Origin of the sequence: Niveispirillum sp. KHB5.9 (genome assembly GCF_048066115.1) — a bacterium.
In the GTDB taxonomy this organism is placed as follows: Bacteria; Pseudomonadota; Alphaproteobacteria; order Azospirillales; family Azospirillaceae; genus Niveispirillum.
Genome location: NZ_JBLTYX010000001.1, coordinates 828234 through 845051, shown reverse-complemented (window position 1 = coordinate 845051; position 16818 = coordinate 828234). Strand labels below are relative to the sequence as shown.

Annotated in this window: 12 protein-coding genes; 9 read left to right on the top strand and 3 right to left on the bottom strand. The window is 65.4% G+C overall.

Translation table 11 applies throughout. The features are described from left to right. Positions 1 to 77 precede the first annotated feature (77 nt). The 6 genes from ACM9HJ_RS03355 to ACM9HJ_RS03330 all read left to right on the top strand — a co-directional run bounded on the left by ACM9HJ_RS03355 (position 78) and on the right by ACM9HJ_RS03330 (position 10747). Positions 78 to 2522, top strand: coding sequence for a TonB-dependent receptor (locus ACM9HJ_RS03355; protein WP_416570265.1), 2445 nt, complete (start codon positions 78 to 80; stop codon positions 2520 to 2522). Between the two features lie 72 nt (positions 2523 to 2594). After that, positions 2595 to 4043, top strand: a complete 1449-nt coding sequence (locus ACM9HJ_RS03350) for a flavin monoamine oxidase family protein (RefSeq protein WP_416570264.1) — start codon at positions 2595 to 2597, stop codon at positions 4041 to 4043. Positions 4044 to 4339: 296 nt separating this feature from the next. Continuing rightward, positions 4340 to 5563, top strand: coding sequence for a c-type cytochrome (locus ACM9HJ_RS03345; protein ID WP_416570263.1), 1224 nt, complete (start codon positions 4340 to 4342; stop codon positions 5561 to 5563). Between the two features lie 214 nt (positions 5564 to 5777). Then, positions 5778 to 7826, top strand: coding sequence for a hydantoinase/oxoprolinase family protein (locus ACM9HJ_RS03340; RefSeq protein ID WP_416570262.1), 2049 nt, complete (start codon positions 5778 to 5780; stop codon positions 7824 to 7826). A gap of 16 nt (positions 7827 to 7842) precedes the next feature. Next, on the top strand, positions 7843 to 9714 hold the full coding sequence (locus ACM9HJ_RS03335) for a hydantoinase B/oxoprolinase family protein (protein ID WP_416570261.1): 1872 nt from the start codon (positions 7843 to 7845) through the stop codon (positions 9712 to 9714). Positions 9715 to 9868: 154 nt separating this feature from the next. Further along, complete coding sequence (locus ACM9HJ_RS03330; RefSeq protein WP_416570260.1) at positions 9869 to 10747, top strand: alpha/beta hydrolase family protein; 879 nt, start codon at positions 9869 to 9871, stop codon at positions 10745 to 10747. Here ACM9HJ_RS03330 and ACM9HJ_RS03325 read toward each other — a convergent pair. From ACM9HJ_RS03325 to ACM9HJ_RS03315, 3 genes are read right to left on the bottom strand one after another with little or no spacing between them, the layout of a single operon-like run. After that, on the bottom strand, positions 10733 to 11107 hold the full coding sequence (locus ACM9HJ_RS03325; RefSeq protein ID WP_416570259.1) for a hypothetical protein: 375 nt from the start codon (positions 11105 to 11107) through the stop codon (positions 10733 to 10735). The two genes, ACM9HJ_RS03330 and ACM9HJ_RS03325, sit on opposite strands and share 15 nt — an antisense overlap. After that, the gene (locus ACM9HJ_RS03320) at positions 11104 to 11466 is read right to left on the bottom strand and encodes a hypothetical protein (protein ID WP_416570258.1); all 363 of its coding nucleotides are present in this window, start codon (positions 11464 to 11466) and stop codon (positions 11104 to 11106) included. Before ACM9HJ_RS03320 ends, ACM9HJ_RS03325 begins: the two co-directional genes overlap by 4 nt. Then, positions 11466 to 12704, bottom strand: a complete 1239-nt coding sequence (locus tag ACM9HJ_RS03315; protein ID WP_416570257.1) for a methyltransferase domain-containing protein — start codon at positions 12702 to 12704, stop codon at positions 11466 to 11468. The genes ACM9HJ_RS03320 and ACM9HJ_RS03315 overlap by 1 nt, the downstream gene beginning before the upstream one ends. 221 nt (positions 12705 to 12925) lie before the next feature. On the opposite strand from ACM9HJ_RS03315, the gene ACM9HJ_RS03310 reads away from it, so the two are divergent. The 3 genes from ACM9HJ_RS03310 to ACM9HJ_RS03300 all read left to right on the top strand — a co-directional run bounded on the left by ACM9HJ_RS03310 (position 12926) and on the right by ACM9HJ_RS03300 (position 16817). Continuing rightward, positions 12926 to 13948 carry a DUF1838 family protein gene (locus ACM9HJ_RS03310; RefSeq protein ID WP_416570256.1) on the top strand — a complete coding sequence of 341 codons (1023 nt, stop codon included), beginning with the start codon at positions 12926 to 12928 and terminating at the stop codon, positions 13946 to 13948. A gap of 273 nt (positions 13949 to 14221) precedes the next feature. Further along, positions 14222 to 15574, top strand: coding sequence for an MFS transporter (locus tag ACM9HJ_RS03305; protein ID WP_416570255.1), 1353 nt, complete (start codon positions 14222 to 14224; stop codon positions 15572 to 15574). A gap of 22 nt (positions 15575 to 15596) precedes the next feature. After that, a complete protein-coding gene (locus tag ACM9HJ_RS03300) occupies positions 15597 to 16817 on the top strand; it encodes an MFS transporter (protein WP_416570254.1) in 1221 nt (406 codons plus the stop codon). Position 16818 lies beyond the last annotated feature (1 nt).

Here is a 16818-nt window from a genome sequence, read left to right as displayed (position 1 = left end):
GCACAGCCGCCAAAAAACGGGAACTTGGCGCCGGATAAATAGCCTAATCAAATGACCGGAAAGAACAAGGGGGCCTTATGTATCGTTCCAAGTTCCTCGCCCTGACCACGTCCGCTTTGGTCGGTGCGTTCGCCGCTTCCGCCATCGTTCCCGCCGCACTCGCCGCCGAAGGCGAGCTGATGCTGGAAGAGATCATCGTCACCGCCCGCAAGCGCAAGGAGGATGTGCAGACCGTCCCCATCGCCATCCAGGCCCTGACCGCCGACGATCTGGCCGAGCGCAATATCAGCAGCCTGACCGACCTGGGCAACAACACGCCGGGCATCACCGTGTCCAACATGGCCGGCGGCGCGTTCAACAATGTCTATGTGCGCGGCCTGGCGCCCGCCAATTCCTCCACCGACCTGAATGTCGAGGCCAATGTCGGCATCTTCATCGACGGCATCTATCAGACCAGCCGCAACACGGCCGACATCCTGGGTGTCGTCGATATCGCCCAGCTGGACGTGGTGAAGGGTCCGCAGAGCGCGCTGTACGGCCGTTCCACCTTCGCCGGCGCCGTCGGCATCGTCACCGCCCGTCCGGGCAATGACAGCAAGGGTACGGCCTCTGTCACGGTCGGCAATAACAAGGACTATCGCGGCAAGGTTTCGCTGTCCAAGCCGATCATCGAGGACAAGCTGGCCGCCCATATCGCCGCCGCCTATTCCACCTATGGCGGGGAGTTCGACAATGTGTCGGACCCGATCGACAAGCTGGGTGGGTATGAGAAGCGCGGCGTCTCCGGCTCCCTGCTGTTCACGCCCACCGAGAATTTCACCGCGACCCTGACCGGCTTCGCGTCGAAATCGACGATGGAGATGCCGGGCCTGTCGGCGAACCCGCTGAGCAGCCATAATTGCGGCGGCTTCAACGCCCAGACCCAGGCCTATTTCCTGTATTGCGGCAAGCTGCCCACCGACCGTCCGGTCGATGCCACGGCCGGCATCCCCGACAGCACGGCCCGCGCCCGTCAGGCGGCCCTGGAGCTGGAATACGAGTTCGACGCCTTCTCCATCGTCAGCGTCACCGGCGTCACCTCCTCCAAGAATTCCGCTTGGGGTGACAGCGACCTCTATGGCAATGGCGCGGCGTATGGCGTCTGCACGGTCGGCAGCACCTGCGGTGCCACCACCGGCACCTATACCCGCACCATCAACGGCAATTCGGTCCTGGTCAGTGGCGACCATGTCGTGACCAAGAGCCAGGAACTGCGCATCCAGTCGCCCGATGACCAGCGGTTCCAGTGGCTGGCTGGCGCCCTGTTCTTTAAGTCCAACGTCGAAGCCCGCGCCGAGGCCGGCACCAGCGCCCTGGGTCTGGCACCCAATGAGCGCCTGGTGCAGATCCTGCCGGGCATGGCGGCCGGTACCGGCCCGCTGGCCACCCTTTCGAACCTGTCGCTGGTTCCGGACAGCAATGCCTCGGTGAAGCTGTCCAGCCTGAACTATCGCCAGAACGTCACCAAATCGGTCTTCGGCTCTCTGGGTTACGAGATCATCGACGATCTGCGCGTGTCGGCCGAGGGTCGCTACAATATCGACCGCAAGACCGACCATTGCATCATCACCTTCTTCGGTGCCTATGGCCCGTGCCCGGGTGCGCAGCCGCTGTCGGCGGAGTTCAAGAGCTTCACCCCCCGCTTCACGGCCGATTACAAGGTGACCGAGGACGTGTTCCTGTTCGCGTCCGCCGCCAAGGGCGTACGTTCGGGCGGCTTCAACGCCGTCGGCGGTCTGGCCGCCAACGAACTGACCTTCGAGGAGGAGGAGAACTGGACCTATGAGGCCGGCGTGAAGTCCTGGCTGTTCGACCGCCGCCTGATGCTGAACGCGTCGGTCTACAAGGTGGATTGGACCAACCTGCAGATCTCCACCTTCTCCTCCAACCCGGTGGTGACGCAGGCGATCATCACCAATGTCGGCGGCATGAAGACCAACGGTTTCGAGGTGCAGACGGAGTTCAAGGCCACCGACATCGTCTCCGTCGGCGGTTCGGTCACCTATTCCGACCCGAAGTACGGCAATGGTGCCTACGACCCGGCCTATTCGCTCCAGTGCGGCAATCCGTCCACGGTTTGCGAACTGGTCACCGTGCCGGGCCGTGGGTCGCAGGCCTCCATCGAGGGGCATCGTCCGGCCCGGTCGGTGAAGCTGCAATACAACCTGCACGCCACCGCCGACGTGCCGGTCTCCGCCGACTGGACCCTGTCCGGCCGTGTCGACGTCAACTATGTCGGCCCGACCTATACCAACAGCCTGAACGTCACCAGCTTCGGCGAGCGTACTCTGACCAACCTGCGCCTGTCGTTGGACAGCGAGGATTATTCCATCGCCGCCTGGGTCACCAACCTGACGGACGAGAATTACAACGCCAACGTTCTCCAGCAGCCGCGCAACTACTCCATCGGTACGCAGCGCATCATGGAGATCTATCATGGCGAGGGCCGCCGTCTCGGCGTCACGGCCACCGCCCGGTTCTGATCTGCCCGGTGCCTTCCCCCAGCCCGATCGGCTGGGGGAAGTTCCTTTCCGAAGTCTGGAGGATCCCTGTTCATGACCATCGTTACCCGTCGCGCCGTGATGGGCGGCATGCTGGCCGCAGCACCCCTGGTCGTTGCCTCGCGCGGCTGGGCCGCCGGGCCGAAGAATGTCGATGTCGTGGTGGTCGGCGCCGGTCTGGCCGGCCTGAACGCCGCCATGATCCTGGAGAGCCAGGGGCTGTCCGTGCAGGTGCTGGAAGCGTCCGACCGTGTCGGCGGCCGCCTGCGCACGGGCCGGGCCGAGGGCTACCAGTCCGAACTGGGCGGCAGCGAGGTCGGGGCACTTTATGGCCGCGTCCGTGATGTCTGCGGCCGGTTGAATGTCGGGCTGACCACCAAAGGGCTGAAGCCCACCGATTTCCTGCTGCATGTCGACGGCACGTCGATCCTGCCGGCCGACTGGTCGAAAGCGCCGCAGAACATGACGCGCGGCAAGGAACGCGACATCCTGCCCTACGTGATGCAGAACAAGATGATGTTCGAGCATCTGCCGTTCCAGGAAACCAATGCCTGGCTGGAACCGGCCAACATGGCCTATGACGTGTCGGCGGCGGAATTCCTGCGGTCCAAGGGCGTGTCGGAGGCGGCGATCCGCCTGGCGGATTTCGACCTGAACGGGTCGAGCCTGGAAAGCGTATCGGCCCTGTCGATCTTCCGCGACATGGCGCGGGCCAAGGTCGAAGGCTACCAGGACCCCAACAAGCCGCAGTACGGCGTCAACAATATGGAGCGCAGCTATATCGTCGGCGGTTCCGACACGCTGCCCAAGGCCATGGCCGCGACCTTGAAGAACAAGGTGCGGCTGGAAAGCCCGGTGGTCGCGGTCGACCAGTCGGGTGCGAAGGTGGAGGTGAAGCTGGCCAATGGCGAGGTGATCACCGGCCGCTTCCTGGTCATGGCGGCACCTTTTAGCGCGCTGAACCGCATCCGCTTCACGCCGGGCCTGCCGGCGGTACAAGCCGACGCCGTCGCCGGTGCGCGTTATTCCGCCACCACCCAGTTCCATTTCAAGATCACCAAGCCCTATTGGGAAAAGGACGGTCTGCCGCCCTCGCTCTGGTCGACGGAAGCGTTCGAACGCGCCTTCGCCCTGAAAGACCCGGAGACCGGCGTCATCAACCAGATGATCGTCTGGGTCAATGGCGACGGTGCCACCCGCTGGGACGACCGCGACGTCGCCCAGCAGGCGCAGCTGGTCATCAACGACCTGACCCGCGTCCGCCCCTCCATGGCCGGCGCCATCGAATATGTCCTGGGCTATAGCTGGGGCCGCAACAAGTTCGTCGGCGGCAACAAGCATTTCTATGCACCGGGCCAGGTGAAGCGCTTCGCCACCGACATGGGCAAGCCTTTCGGCCGTATCTATTTCGCCGGAGAACATCTGCGCCGCCTGGAACATGGCATGGAAAGCGCCATGGAAACGGGCGAGGCGGCGGCGTTTGAGCTGATGGAAAAGATTTGAGGCTGACTGGCTGCGGATCGCACCTTCCGGCCTCCCCGCTTTCGCGAGATTGTTGCGAAAGTCTGTGCTGTGAGGGTGTCAGCAACATCCACCGTCACCCCGGCGAAGGCCGGGGCCCATGTCGTGGAGCGAAGCGCTTGTCACTTGGGCCCCGGCCTTCGCCGGGGTGACGGTAGTGAGAGGGGCGGCGGTGGCGCCCCAGAGTTTCGGAGAGACCTGCTTTCGCGGGAAAGATAACAAAGCACTTTTGCATCACACCCAACAAACCCCCGAAAACGGGCAGGGAGCACGGGTATATGGACCGGCAAGACAGTAACGGTAAGTTCGATCTCCTTCTTGGCTACGCCCTGCCGGCGCTGGTGCTGGCGCAGGACCTGCTGACCATGTTCCTGCTGCGCACCGACAAGGCGGTGCCGATGCGCGAGGAATTGCGGGGTTGGCATTATCTGCTGGGCACGGCCCTGTTCCTGCTGGCCGGCTTCCGGCTGTGGCAATGGCTGAAGGGTAAGGCACCCGGCCCCCAGGCGCCTCTGCCGCCCCGCGCGCGGGTCTGGTCCACCACCCTGGTGCAGGCGACATATCTGATGTTCTTCATCACCCCGCTGCTGGGTGTGCTGGTGGTGTGGAGCCACGGCATGTCCCTGCATCTGGGGCCGCTTTATATCCCTGCCCTGTTCGGGGAGGACCGGAATGTCTGGCTGTTCACCGGCTATTTCCATTCCGGGGTCAGCACCAGCCTGCTGGTCTTGAAGCTGGGAGCCCTGCTGACGGCAGCCTGGTTCCTGTTCCGGCACGGGCGCGGCCTGTTCTCCGCCTTCCCGCGCGGTTTCGGCGCCTATGTGCTGATCAGCTTCACCACCTCCGTCTTCGCGCTGTCGACCTTTAAATCCTATGCCCCCGGCCCGGCCGCCGTGGCCAAGTTCCTGGGCGTCTGCGCTGTCGTCTGGGGCATGGCCTGGCTGATCCGCCGCGGCCGGGTGACCAGTGTGGGCGAGCCCCATGCGCTTCGCGGCGTGGTGCCGGCCGTCCTGTCCGTGGCGATCCTGTGCGGCATCGGCCTTTACGGTCCCTACATGCTGTTCCGTGTCTCCCCCTTCGCCACGGGCCAGGTGGTGGAGGCGGCTGCCCACATCACCTCGCACGAGACGCCGCTGGTGGTGGAACAGCTGCCGCCGGAGACGGATTTCGAACGCAAGGTGCGGGCGGAAACATTCAAATGGTGCACCTTCTGCCACACGATGAACAAGGGCGGCGCCCATCTTGTCGGCCCCAACCTCTTTGCCATCATGGGCCAGAAGATCGCGTCGGTGCCCAACTTCCCCTACGGCCAGTCGCTGGCCGCCCACGGACAGGCGGGGGAAACCTGGACAGATGAGAACATGGCCAAGTTCCTGAACAATCCCGACGCTTTCGCACCGGGTACCTCCATGACCATCTCGTCCGGCAACATCACCGATCCGGACGTGCAGAAGGCGCTGATCACCATCCTGAAGCGCGAGACGGGTTCAGCCGCGCCGTAAAACCCGCTTTCCCCGCCACCCAAGGCCCGTCCGTACCCCCTTGTCGGCAAGACAGGTCCTGTACGGGCGGGCTTTGTCATCTCCGGGCAACCCGCTCCACCCAGTGGACGACATCCGCACAGCGGTCAAACAGGGGCGCGCCCATGGTGGCAACCCGCCTTTCCGGCTCTGTTGAGGAACGATCTTCAGAACGCTTCCAAAACAGGGGGATGCGATGGGTTACCGCTTGGGCGTCGATGTGGGGGGCACCTTCACCGACCTGCTGCTGTTCAATGACAAGACCGGCGCCTTCTGGCGTCACAAGACCCCGTCGACCCCGTCCGACAGCTCCGTCGGCATCCTGAACGGCGTCACCGCCATCTGCGAGAAGGCGGGCATCACCCCGGCCGATGTGGAATTCTTCCTGCACGGCACCACCGTCGCCACCAACGCCGTGCTGGAAGGCAAGGGCGCCAAGGTCGGCCTGATCGTCACCGAAGGCTATCGCCAGATCATGCAGATCGCACGATCCTTCGTGCCGGGTGGCCTCGCCGGCTGGATCGTCTGGCCCAAGCCGGAGCCGCTGGCCAGGCTTGAGGACACGTTCGAGATCAAGGGCCGCATGAGCGCCCATGGCCAGGAACTGCGCCCCATCGACGACGCCGATATCCGTACAGCATTGGAAAAGCTGAAGGCGCGTGGGGTGGAGGCGGTCACCGTCTCCCTGATGAACGCCTATCTGAATGGCGCGCATGAGGCACGCGTGGGTGAGCTGGCGGCGGAGATCCTGCCCGGCGTGCCCGTGTCGCTGTCCCATGAGGTCCTGCCCGAGATGCAGGAGTACGAGCGCACCCTGACCACGGTGGCCAACGCGTCCGTGCGTCCCATCGTCGGCCGCTATGTCCGCAACCTGCGGGAAAAGCTGCGCACGGGCGGTTTTGCCGGCTCGCTGTCGCTGCTGCGCTCCGATGGCGGCCTGATGTCGTCGGAAAAGTCGGAAGAGCATCCCGTGTCGCTGCTGATGTCGGGACCTGCCGGCGGCGTGACGGGTGCGCTGTGGGTGGGTGCCAATAGCGGCATCCGCAACATCCTGACCCTGGATGTGGGCGGTACGTCGACCGACGTGGCCTTGATCGAGAACCTTGATCCCCGTCGCGTCCGCACGACGGAGGTCGGGCATCTGGCGGTCCGCGCCTCCTCGCTGGATGTGAAGACGGTGGGTGCCGGCGGCGGTTCCATCGCCTATGTGCCGGAACTGACCAAGGCGCTGCGCGTGGGCCCGCAATCGGCGGGTGCCGTGCCGGGTCCCGTCGCCTACGGCAAGGGCGGTACCCTGCCCACCGTGACCGACGCCAATGTCGTGCTGGGCTATCTGCCCGAGGCACTGCTGGGCGGTACGTTCAAGCTGGACCGTGAGGGCGCGAAGAAGGCGGTGCAGACCATCGCCGACACGCTGGGCATCGATCTCTATGCCGCCGCGCGCGGCATCATCGACATTGTGAACGAGAACATGTTCGGCGCGCTGCGCATGATCTCCGTCCAGCAGGGCTATGATCCGCGCGACTTCGCCCTGATGGGCTTTGGCGGTGCGGGCCCGCTGCATGTCAATGCCGTGGCCCGGCTGATGGGTTCCTGGCCGGCGGTGTCGCCCGTCTCTCCCGGCGTGCTCTGCGCCCTGGGTGACGCCACCACCCGCATGCGTACCGAAACCGCGCGTTCCTTCTCCCGCCGCTTCGATGAGACGGATGAGGCCGACGTGCTGGCCGTGCTGGACGCCATGGCCAAGCAGACCCGTGACGAGCTGCGCGGCGAAGGCATCGCGGACGCGGACATTACCAGCCTGTTCGAAATCGACGTGCGCTATGAGGGCCAGGCCTTCGAAGTGCCGCTGTCCATCGATCCGGAGGCCCTGCGCCGTGATGGACTGAAGGGTGTCACCAAGCGGTTCGATGACGAGCATCACCGCCTGTTCACCTTCAATATGGCCTCCCCGCATGAGCTGGTGAATTTGCGCGCCGTGGCGCTGGGCCCCGTTCTGGACCTGCCGGCCGCCGAACTGCCCCAGGGCAATGGCGATCCGTCCGCCGCCAAGATCCGGGACCATGAGCTGTGGATGGACGGCCAGATGGTGCCGGCGGTCATCTATGACCGGGCCAAGCTGAAGGCCGGCGACCTGATCCCGGGTCCCGCCATCGTCATCGAAATGGACAGCACGACGCTGATCGAGGCCGGCTGTGACGGCACGGTCGATCGCGTCGGCAATATCCTGATCAATCCGCGCTGAAGGGGAGGTTCGATCCATGCCCGCCCAGATCATCCAGACCAACAATACCCCCTTCAACAAGGTCACCATCGATCCGGTGACGCTTGAGGTCATCGAGAACGCCCTGCGCAATGCCCGTATCGAGATGGATGCCACCCTGGTGCGCACCGCCATGTCGCCCGGCATCCGCGAACAGGGCGACGCCTTCCCGCTGATCGCCGACCGCACCGGCCAGATGATCGTCGGCCAGTTCGGCTCCTATATCGGTCCCTTCCTGGACGGGTATGAGGGGACGGTGGAAGAAGGCGACATGATCATGTTGTCCGACCCCTATTCGGTCGGCGGCGCCATCAGCCATCTGAATGACTGGCTGGTCCTGCTGCCGGTGTTCAAGGATGGTCGCCTGGTCGCCTATACCTCCATGTTCGGTCACCAGTCCGACATCGGCGGCAAGGTCGTGGGCTCCATGCCCATCGACGCCACCTCGATCTTCGAGGAAGGGGTGCGCATCCCGCCGGTGAAGATCTACAAGAACGGCGTCTACAACGCCGATCTGGTCCGCCTGATCATGGCCCAGACCCGCATGCCGGAATGGTGCACGGCCGATCTGAACGCCCTGATCGCGTCCTGCCGCGTCGCCGCGCGCCGCGTGGTGGAGATGTGCGAACGGTTCGGCGACGATGTCTTCGCCGCCGCCACCGATGAGCTGCTGGCCCGCAATTACCGCGCCATGAAGCACCTGATCGCCACCTCGATCAGCGAGGAGAAGGTCAGTTTCGAGGATTATCTGTGCGATGACGGCCTGGGCTTCGGCCCCTACAAGATCCGCTGCACCATGCATCGCGAGGGCGACATCGTGGTGCTGGATTTCGAGGGCACCGACCCGCAGAGCCAGGCCTCGATCAATTTCCTGCTGAACGAGAACATGCTGAAGATGTTCTTCGGCATCTACATGATCATGGTCTTCGACCCGCAGATCCTGTTCAATGACGGCTATTACGACCTGATCCGGGTGAAGATCCCCGAAGGCTCGCTGCTGAAGCCGAAATTCCCCTCCGCCCTGTCGGGCCGTACCCACGCGCTGGGCCGGCTGTTCGACATCATGGGCGGTCTCTTGGGCCAGAAGACGCCGGAATTCCTTAACGCCGCCGGTTTCTCGTCGTCCCCGCATCTGTTCTATTCCGGCTATGACGCCAAGGGCCGCTGGTTCCAGCTGTTCCAGATCGGGTTCGGCGGCATTCCCGGCCGGCCGCTGGGCGACGGGCCGGACGGGCATTCGCTGTTCCCCGGCTTCACCAACGTGCCCAACGAGTTCCTGGAGCGCTATTTCCCGCTGGTCATCGAACGCTACGAAACCGTAGCCGACAGCGGCGGTGCCGGCCTGCATCGCGGCGGCAACGGCATCATCATGACCTATCGCTTCCTGGAACCGGGCGTCATCGCCATCCATGACGATCGCTGGTTCACCTCCCCCTGGGGCGTGAATGGCGGCGAACCTGGTGCGCGGGCCCGCAAGATCCTGGAAAAGCCGGACGGCACCCAGATTGTGGTGGGCAACAAGCTGGAAAACCTGACCATCGAGGCCGGCGACCAGCTGCATTTCATCACCTGGGGTGGGGGCGGCTGGGGTGACCCGCTGGCGCGTGAGCCCAAGCTGCTGGAACTGGAGCTGGAGCGCGGTCTGGTCACGGTTGATGGCGCCAAGCGTTACGGTGTGGTGCTGGTCGATGGCAAGGTCGATGCGGACGCCACCGAGACGCTGCGCGAGAAGATGCGCACGGAGCGGGGGCCGATCACGGAGATCTTCAATTTCGGTCCGGATATAGAGACGTTGCGTGCCAACAGCCTGGCCGAGACCGGTCTGCCGGCGCCGAAGGCCCCGGTGAAGCCGCGGCATTGGGCGACGTGATACACGTTCGCGCTGTCGTTTAACTCACTCTCTACCGTCACCCCGGCGGAGGCCGGGGCCCAGATCAAGGGGCGCCTCGCTCTACGACTTGGGCCCCGGCTTTCGCCGGGGTGACGGTGTAAGTTACACGCCACCTTTTCCAACGGAGCCCCCCATGGCCACGCTTTCCCGTCGTTCGCTGCTGCTCTCCATGGCCGCCACGGCGGCGCTGCCGGCCCTGGCCCAGGTCCTCCCGCCGCGCCCCGCCGACCTGACGGTGAAGACCCCCGCCGGCCGCGCCGTCGCCGTCAATGTCTGGAAGGCATCCGGCAAGGAAAAGGGCCGCATCCTGTTCTCCCACGGCGCCGCCTCGGCCCCCTGGAAGTACCAGCCCCTGGTCGATGCCTGGACGAAGGCCGGCTACAGCGTCTATGCCCCGCTGCATGTGGACAGCGCCGACCATCCCGACCGCGCCGCCTTCCAGGGTCTGGCCAGCTGGCCGGCGCGGATCGAGGATATGCGGGCTCTGGCCGACCATATCGACGGCCCCTATATCGCCGCCGGCCATTCCTATGGAGGGCTGGTGGCGCTCTGCCTGGGCGGGTCGGCCATCGCCGTGCCGCCGTCGGTGAAGACCCCGCTGCGCGATCCGCGCGCCAAGGCCGTCCTGGCCTTCTCCCCGCCCGGCGCCGGCATGGGCTTCATCAATCCCGGTGATTATGCGCCGCTGGCCGTGCCCGCCCTGATCCAGACCGGTGACAAGGATATCCCGCCCGGCCCAGGTGGTGACTGGAAAAGCCATCTGCTGCCCTATGACGAGGCGGCACCCGGCGGTGAGCGCTATGCCCTGGTATTGGATGGGGTGGACCATTATTTCGGCGGCGGCATCTGCCGGCCGGAACTGCCGGGACCGGTGCAGGCCGAACAGCTTTCCATCGCGGCCGACCTGTCGGTGCTGTTCATGCGCGCCCATGCTGGCGGCGACAAGGCAGCACTTGCCAGCCTGAAGGGTCGTTTGTCGGAGGCCGGTCCGGCGCGCCTAACGCTCAAGTGAGCGTGGGCGACCGCGCCGGGTGGGCTTGACCAGCCCGTCCCTGTTCAACAATGCCAGAGCGGCACTGGCCGTCCCCCGGCAGACGCCGTAATGCGCCGCCAGGCCCTTCTGCGTGGTCGGCACCGGGCCACCCGCGACATTGGCCGTCAGCTCCCCGCGCAGCAGCATGTAGAGCCGGTAATAGGCCGGGATCATCATCACAACCTCGGGAATGCCGGTGGCGGCATCGAGGCTGCGGCGCAGCGTCTGGATGTCGAGATTGATATGCAGAAGGGCACCTGAGACAAGAGCGCCACCCCCCGTTTCCGAGGGGTGGCAAAGTTCGGGAGAAACAGGATAGGGGAGTGAGAAGGCGCTCAAGCCTCCGCGATCTCCGTGATCGTGCGGTGGAAGCGCTCCTTGGTGTCGGCTTCCGCCGCCTCGCGCGCGTCCTTGCGCATCAGGTAGAACAGCCGTTCCAGGAAATCCTGGCGCCAGGCCTCGCGCGCTTCCAGCGCGTCCTGGTCCAGCACCAGGGCCTCGACCCCGGCGGCCAGATCCAGGCCCGTGGTCCTGGCATAGCGTTCGACGCTGTCCAGCCGGTCATGCAGCACCGCGACCTCGTTGGCCAGCACCATGATCATGGCCATGGCCTGATCCTGGCCGGGTGCGTCCTGAAAGGTGGGGCGCTTGCCCCTGGCGTCCTTGACGACATGGGGGCGTTCAGCTGCGGCATTCATCAGGCGGCATCCTTGGCGGCAATTGTTTGTTGTTTGCGGGCGATGAACACTTCCCAGCCGCCGCCCGGCGCATATTCGCCGGCGGTGAATTCGCGTTCGGCCACGGCGCTGGCGGCATCCTGGCTGTACCCGGCGGCGGCCTCGGCGGCGAATTCCATCACGGCCATGGGGGCGGTGTCGAATTTGGCGTCGGCCCGGTCGAACCCGGCCTTTTCCGCCAGTTCGAACTGGTCCATCTCGCGCATCGCGCCCCAGAAGGGCTCGTTATTGTACCAGGTCTCGTTATCCAGGATGAACTGGGTGAACGGGTCCATCAGGTCGAAGGGCGGCAGATCGGCATGGATCATCAACCCGCCCGGCGCCAGCAGGCGATGGCATTCCTTGAAGATGCGCGGCATGGCCTTGGCGCTGGTCTCGTGCAGCAGGATATGGCTGACCACCAGATCGAAATGCCCGTCGGGGAAGCGCGTCTCCTCCGCGTTCATCTGCGCGAAATTCACTTCCAGACCCACCCCGGCGGCACGCGCATGGGCATAGCGCACACAAGGCCCGCCGACATCGATGCCCCAGACCTCGGCATCCGGGAACAGTTCCTTGTAGGGCAAGGTGGCATGGCCGACCGTGCAGCCCATGTCCAGGATGCGCTTGGGCTTGAAGTCCGGCAGGCGCCGCTTCAGGTAGTTGCAGACCGACCGGCCCATATCGTCGTTCATCGGGCCCATATAGCCCATGGCGTAGAGATAGACGCCCCGGTCATAGAGTGCGCCGACGGAAACATCGTTCTTCGCCACCTCGGTGGCGTAACCACCGGGCATGCAATGGATGTCCAGCGCCGTGATATAGCGCGGCACCTCGAAACCTTCGGGAATATCCAGCACCGCCTTGGTCTTGGCCGACAATTCGGCCGCCTTCTCGATCAGTTCCGGCAATTCCCGGTCCACCGACAGGTTGGTGGCCTCCCACAGCAGTTCCTGGGCGATGCGGTTGGCCGAGGCGTACTGCTGGAAATAGGCGTCGCGGACCATGCCGGCGCGGATGTCGCGGCGGTCGGCCGGCGCGCGGCCGTTTTCCTGCTCGAACTTCGGCGCCACCCGGCTCTTGTAGATGGGGGTGAGGCCGGGAAGGAGCTTCTGCTGGATGAAGCCCTTGAAGCTCTTGGTGAATTCCTGGCGCGCCGCCTCGTCATGCGTCTGGCTGGGCAGGACGGGGTGGGGCTGTTGCTGGAAGGTGTTGAGCATGACCGTTCCCTGTTCGGTGGTGGTTGCTTCGCGTCTTTCCCGATTGAAGGTCCCAGACGGTGGAAACGCAAAGCCCCCGGCCAAGGTGTCCGCCTGATGGATATGGTTTTGGATGATCGTTCCCAGGCCGAATTCTTCCGCGTCAGAGTTGACGGCGAAGGGCGACGGCACGCCACGGCGTGTCCTATCCTGCCCAACCGAACAACGGGAGAACTGGGATCATGAGCGGACCTGATTTGACGCGGCGTCAAAGCCTGGGCCTGGCCGCTGCGGCGGCAACGGTGGGTGCCGTGGGCATCGGTGCGACGGCGGCCCGTGCGGCGGTGCCGGCTTTCCAGACCAAGATCGACTTCAAGGACCCGAAATGGAACCGCGACGCCTATGTGCGTCTGGATGCCGATATCGACCCGAGCAAGGAGAAGATCGGCTGGTTCCGGGGTAACGTCTATGGCGTCCGCGATAATGAGCCGGTGAAGCCGCTGTTCGTGCTGGACGGGTTCAGCTTCGTGCGCACCAAGCGGCTGGAGGACGGTTCCTATCGTCGCATGCTGCGCGAGATCGGGTTCTACCGGGATATCAAGACCGGCGAGATCATGAAGAGCTGGCACAATCCGTACACCAACGAGGATGTGCGCGTCGTCCCCATCGCCAACGACCCGTTCAACTACACGATCAGCGAGTTCAAGCCGCAGCCGCCCTCCTATGGCGGGCTGAACAAGGACAAGCCGGCGCCGCAGCCCTTCCTGCTGGATTGGCGCGACGGGCCGCAAGGCACGGTGATGCTGACCACCGACATCCACCTGTTCTATCCCAACGCCCTGCAGCCCGACAAATGGCCGCGCGAGTCCGCCGGCGCGTTCAACCGCGTGTCGGAAATGTTCACCTATGTGGTGCAGCGCAAGGACCTGGAAAATCCGAAGATGACGCATGTGCCCTGCGTCGGTCAGTGGTCGCGCATCACGCCATGGCTGCCCTGGATGCTGATGGGTCAGGCCGCCGGCCATATCAGCTATTTCTGCTCCTTCGGCATGTATGACAGCATCGGCGATATCCCCGCCGACCTGCGCGAGGCCGCCCGCGCCATGGACCCGAAATGGCTGGCCGCACCCACGGAGGATTACGGCCCCTCGCTCTCCAGCCTGGAGAACTATGCCCGCGAGCAGAAGCCGGCCACGGTGCCGGCCGGGTGGACCGCGCCGCAGCCGCCGGCACCCCGGACCCTGCCGCCGATGCCGCCGAAGTGAGGGATGATGCAGGGGCAGCTTGAACGTTGTCCCTGCGTGTCCTTCCCGCTTTCCTTCGAGAACGTCTGAAGCGCTGAGATTTCAGCAATATCCACCGTCACCCCGGCGAAGGCCGGGGCCCAAGTCGTAGAGCGAAGCGCTTGTCACGTGGGCCCCGGCCTTCGCCGGGGTGACGGTGGTGTGGTTGGAAATGAAGGTGCCCAAGGGTCTCCAGGGCTCTTGCCGGCACAAGCAAGGCGAAGTTGTTCCCACCACCCCACCGAAAGCCCGCCCATGACCGCCGCCGCCACCGATGCGTCCCCGCAACAAGCCGGCCGCCTGGGGCTTCTGTCCCAGGTCGGCTATGGCGCCGGACAGGTGGCGGGGCAGGTGTTCCGCGATGTGCCGTCGCTGCTGCTGCTGTTCTTCATGACCACGGTGCTGGGGATCGAGCCGGCTTTGGCCGGTGCGGCGATCTTCGTGCCCAAGCTGGTCTGGGGTGTGGGCTGCGATATGCTGGTCGGCATCCTGTCCGACCGCTGGAAGCAACGGTTCCATCGCCGCTGGTGGCTGCTGGCCGGCGTCATCGGCTCGCCCGCCGCCTTCCTGCTGCTGTTCCATGTGCCCATGGACCTGTCCACGCAGGGCCGCGTCGCCTATGTGGCCGGCGCCTTCAGCCTTTATATGGCGGTGTTCGCCAGCTTCTCCGTGCCCTATCTGGCCATCGCCGGTGAGTTGTCGGACGATCCGCACCAGCGCACGATCCTGATGTCCTGGCGTCTGGTATTCACCGCTGCCGGCGTCCTGGTCGGCGGGGCGCTGGCGCCCGGCGTGGTGCAATATCTGGGCGGCGGGCAGCCGGGGTACGAGGGCATGGCCCGCGTCCTGGCGGTGATCTGCCCCCTCTCGCTGCTGATCGCCTTCTTCGGCGCCGGCCGCGCGTCGCGCCAGGCCGGCCGGGCACCGGCTGTGGCGACGGGGGATCGGTTGACGGCGCGTGCGGCTCTCGCCGTGCTGGCGCATCCGCGCTTCTCCGTGCTGCTGACCTCCAACCTGCTGCAGCTCACCGGGTCGGGCATGGCCTATGCCGCCATGCTGTATTTCCTGACCTACAATATGGGGCAGGGGGCGGGCGCTCTGCAGCTGATCGGCGGGCTGATCATGGTGGCCTGCGCCGGCATCATCGTGGCCCAGCCCATGTGGGTGGCCCTGGCCAGGAAGGTGGGCAAGAAGCCGGTCTATGTGGCCTCGGCCATCGGCTACGCGCTCACCTACATCATCTGGTCGGTGAATGCCGGGGCCGGTACCGGTGTCGCCTACGGCCTGTGCTTCATTGCCGCCATCTTCAATTCCGGCTGGGCGCTGCTGTCCTTCTCCATGATGTCGGACATCGCAGGCGAGGATCGGGCCCATGCCGGGCTTTATTCCGCCGCCTGGATCGCGGTGGACAAGATCGGCTTCGCGCTGGGCGGCACCTTGCTGGTCGGCATCGTGCTGTCGAGTTTCGGTTTCGATGTCGCCCGCTCCATGGCGGGGCTGCCGCAGGAACCGCGTGCCCTGACCGGCGTCATGCTGGCCTTCGGGGTGCTGCCGGGTCTATTCAATCTGACGGCCGCCGCGCTGTATGCACGGTTCGGACGGCACTGAACAATAACGGAACAGGGGTATCATGGGTCAGGCAGAGGAGTTCCGGCGTGGTTGGCGGCTGGTGCTGGCGGCGGCGACGGGCGTGGGGCTGGGCATCACCGGCCTGACCTTCTATACGCTGGGCATCTTCATCGGCCCGCTGACCCAGGAATTCGGCTGGTCCCGCACCTCCCTGGCCAGCGCCACCATCCTGACCACGTTGACCACCCTGCTGCTGGGACCGGTCGTCGGCCGTCTGACCGACCGGTTCGGCGGGCGGATGGTGGGCATGGCAGGGCTGGTCGGCCTGTCGCTCGGCCTGTGCGGCCTCAGCCTGATCGGCGCTGAACTCTGGACCTTCTATCTGGCCTTCGGCGCCGCCATGGTGCTGGGTGCGGGCACGCTGCCCATCGTCTGGACCCGTGCGGTCAATGCCGGCTTCGACAAGGCGCGCGGTCTGGCCCTGGGCCTGACCCTGACCGGCACCGGCGTCTGCGCCATCCTGGCCCCGCCCTTCACCCAATGGCTGATCGCCGACCATGGCTGGCGCACCGCTTATATCGGGCTGGGCGCCCTGGTGCTGGTGCTGGGTCTGCCTGTGGTCTGGCTGCTGTTCCATGAGGTCGGGGGCAAGGTCCAGGCCACCGTTGCCGCCACCGCCCCCGTCCGCCCCGGCTTCACCGCCGTCCAGGCTCGTGGCCGGCGGCAATTCTGGATGCTGGGCATCGGCTTCCTATTCGCCTCCTTCGCCGTGTCGGCGCTGATCGTGCATCTGGTCTCCATCCTGTCCGGTGGCGGGATGGAGCGGGCGACCGCCGTCTGGGTGGCCAGCCTGCTGGGCTTCGCCATCATCGTCGGCCGCCTGGGCATCGGTGTGCTGGTCGACCGGTTCTATGCGCCGGCCGTGGCCTTCGGCGTTCTGGCCATCGCGGCGGCGGCGTGCCTGCTGCTGCTGGTTCCCGCCGGTGGGTTGGCTATTGCCGTCGTCGCCGTGGTGCTGATCGGCATGGCGGCGGGGGCGGAGGTCGATCTGGTCGCCTATCTGGCCAGCCGCTATTTCGGCCTGCGTGCCTATGGCGAGATCTATGGCTGGCAGCTGGGCTTCTTCGCTTTGGGCGCCGGGCTGGGGCCGATGGGCGTGGGCCGGCTGTACGATGCCACCGGTTCCTACACGGTCGGCCTGATCGCCTGTGGGGTTGGGTTCGCGGTGGGGGCGGTGTTGATCGGGATGCTGGGGCGGTATCCGGAGCGGTTTGAGGACTGAC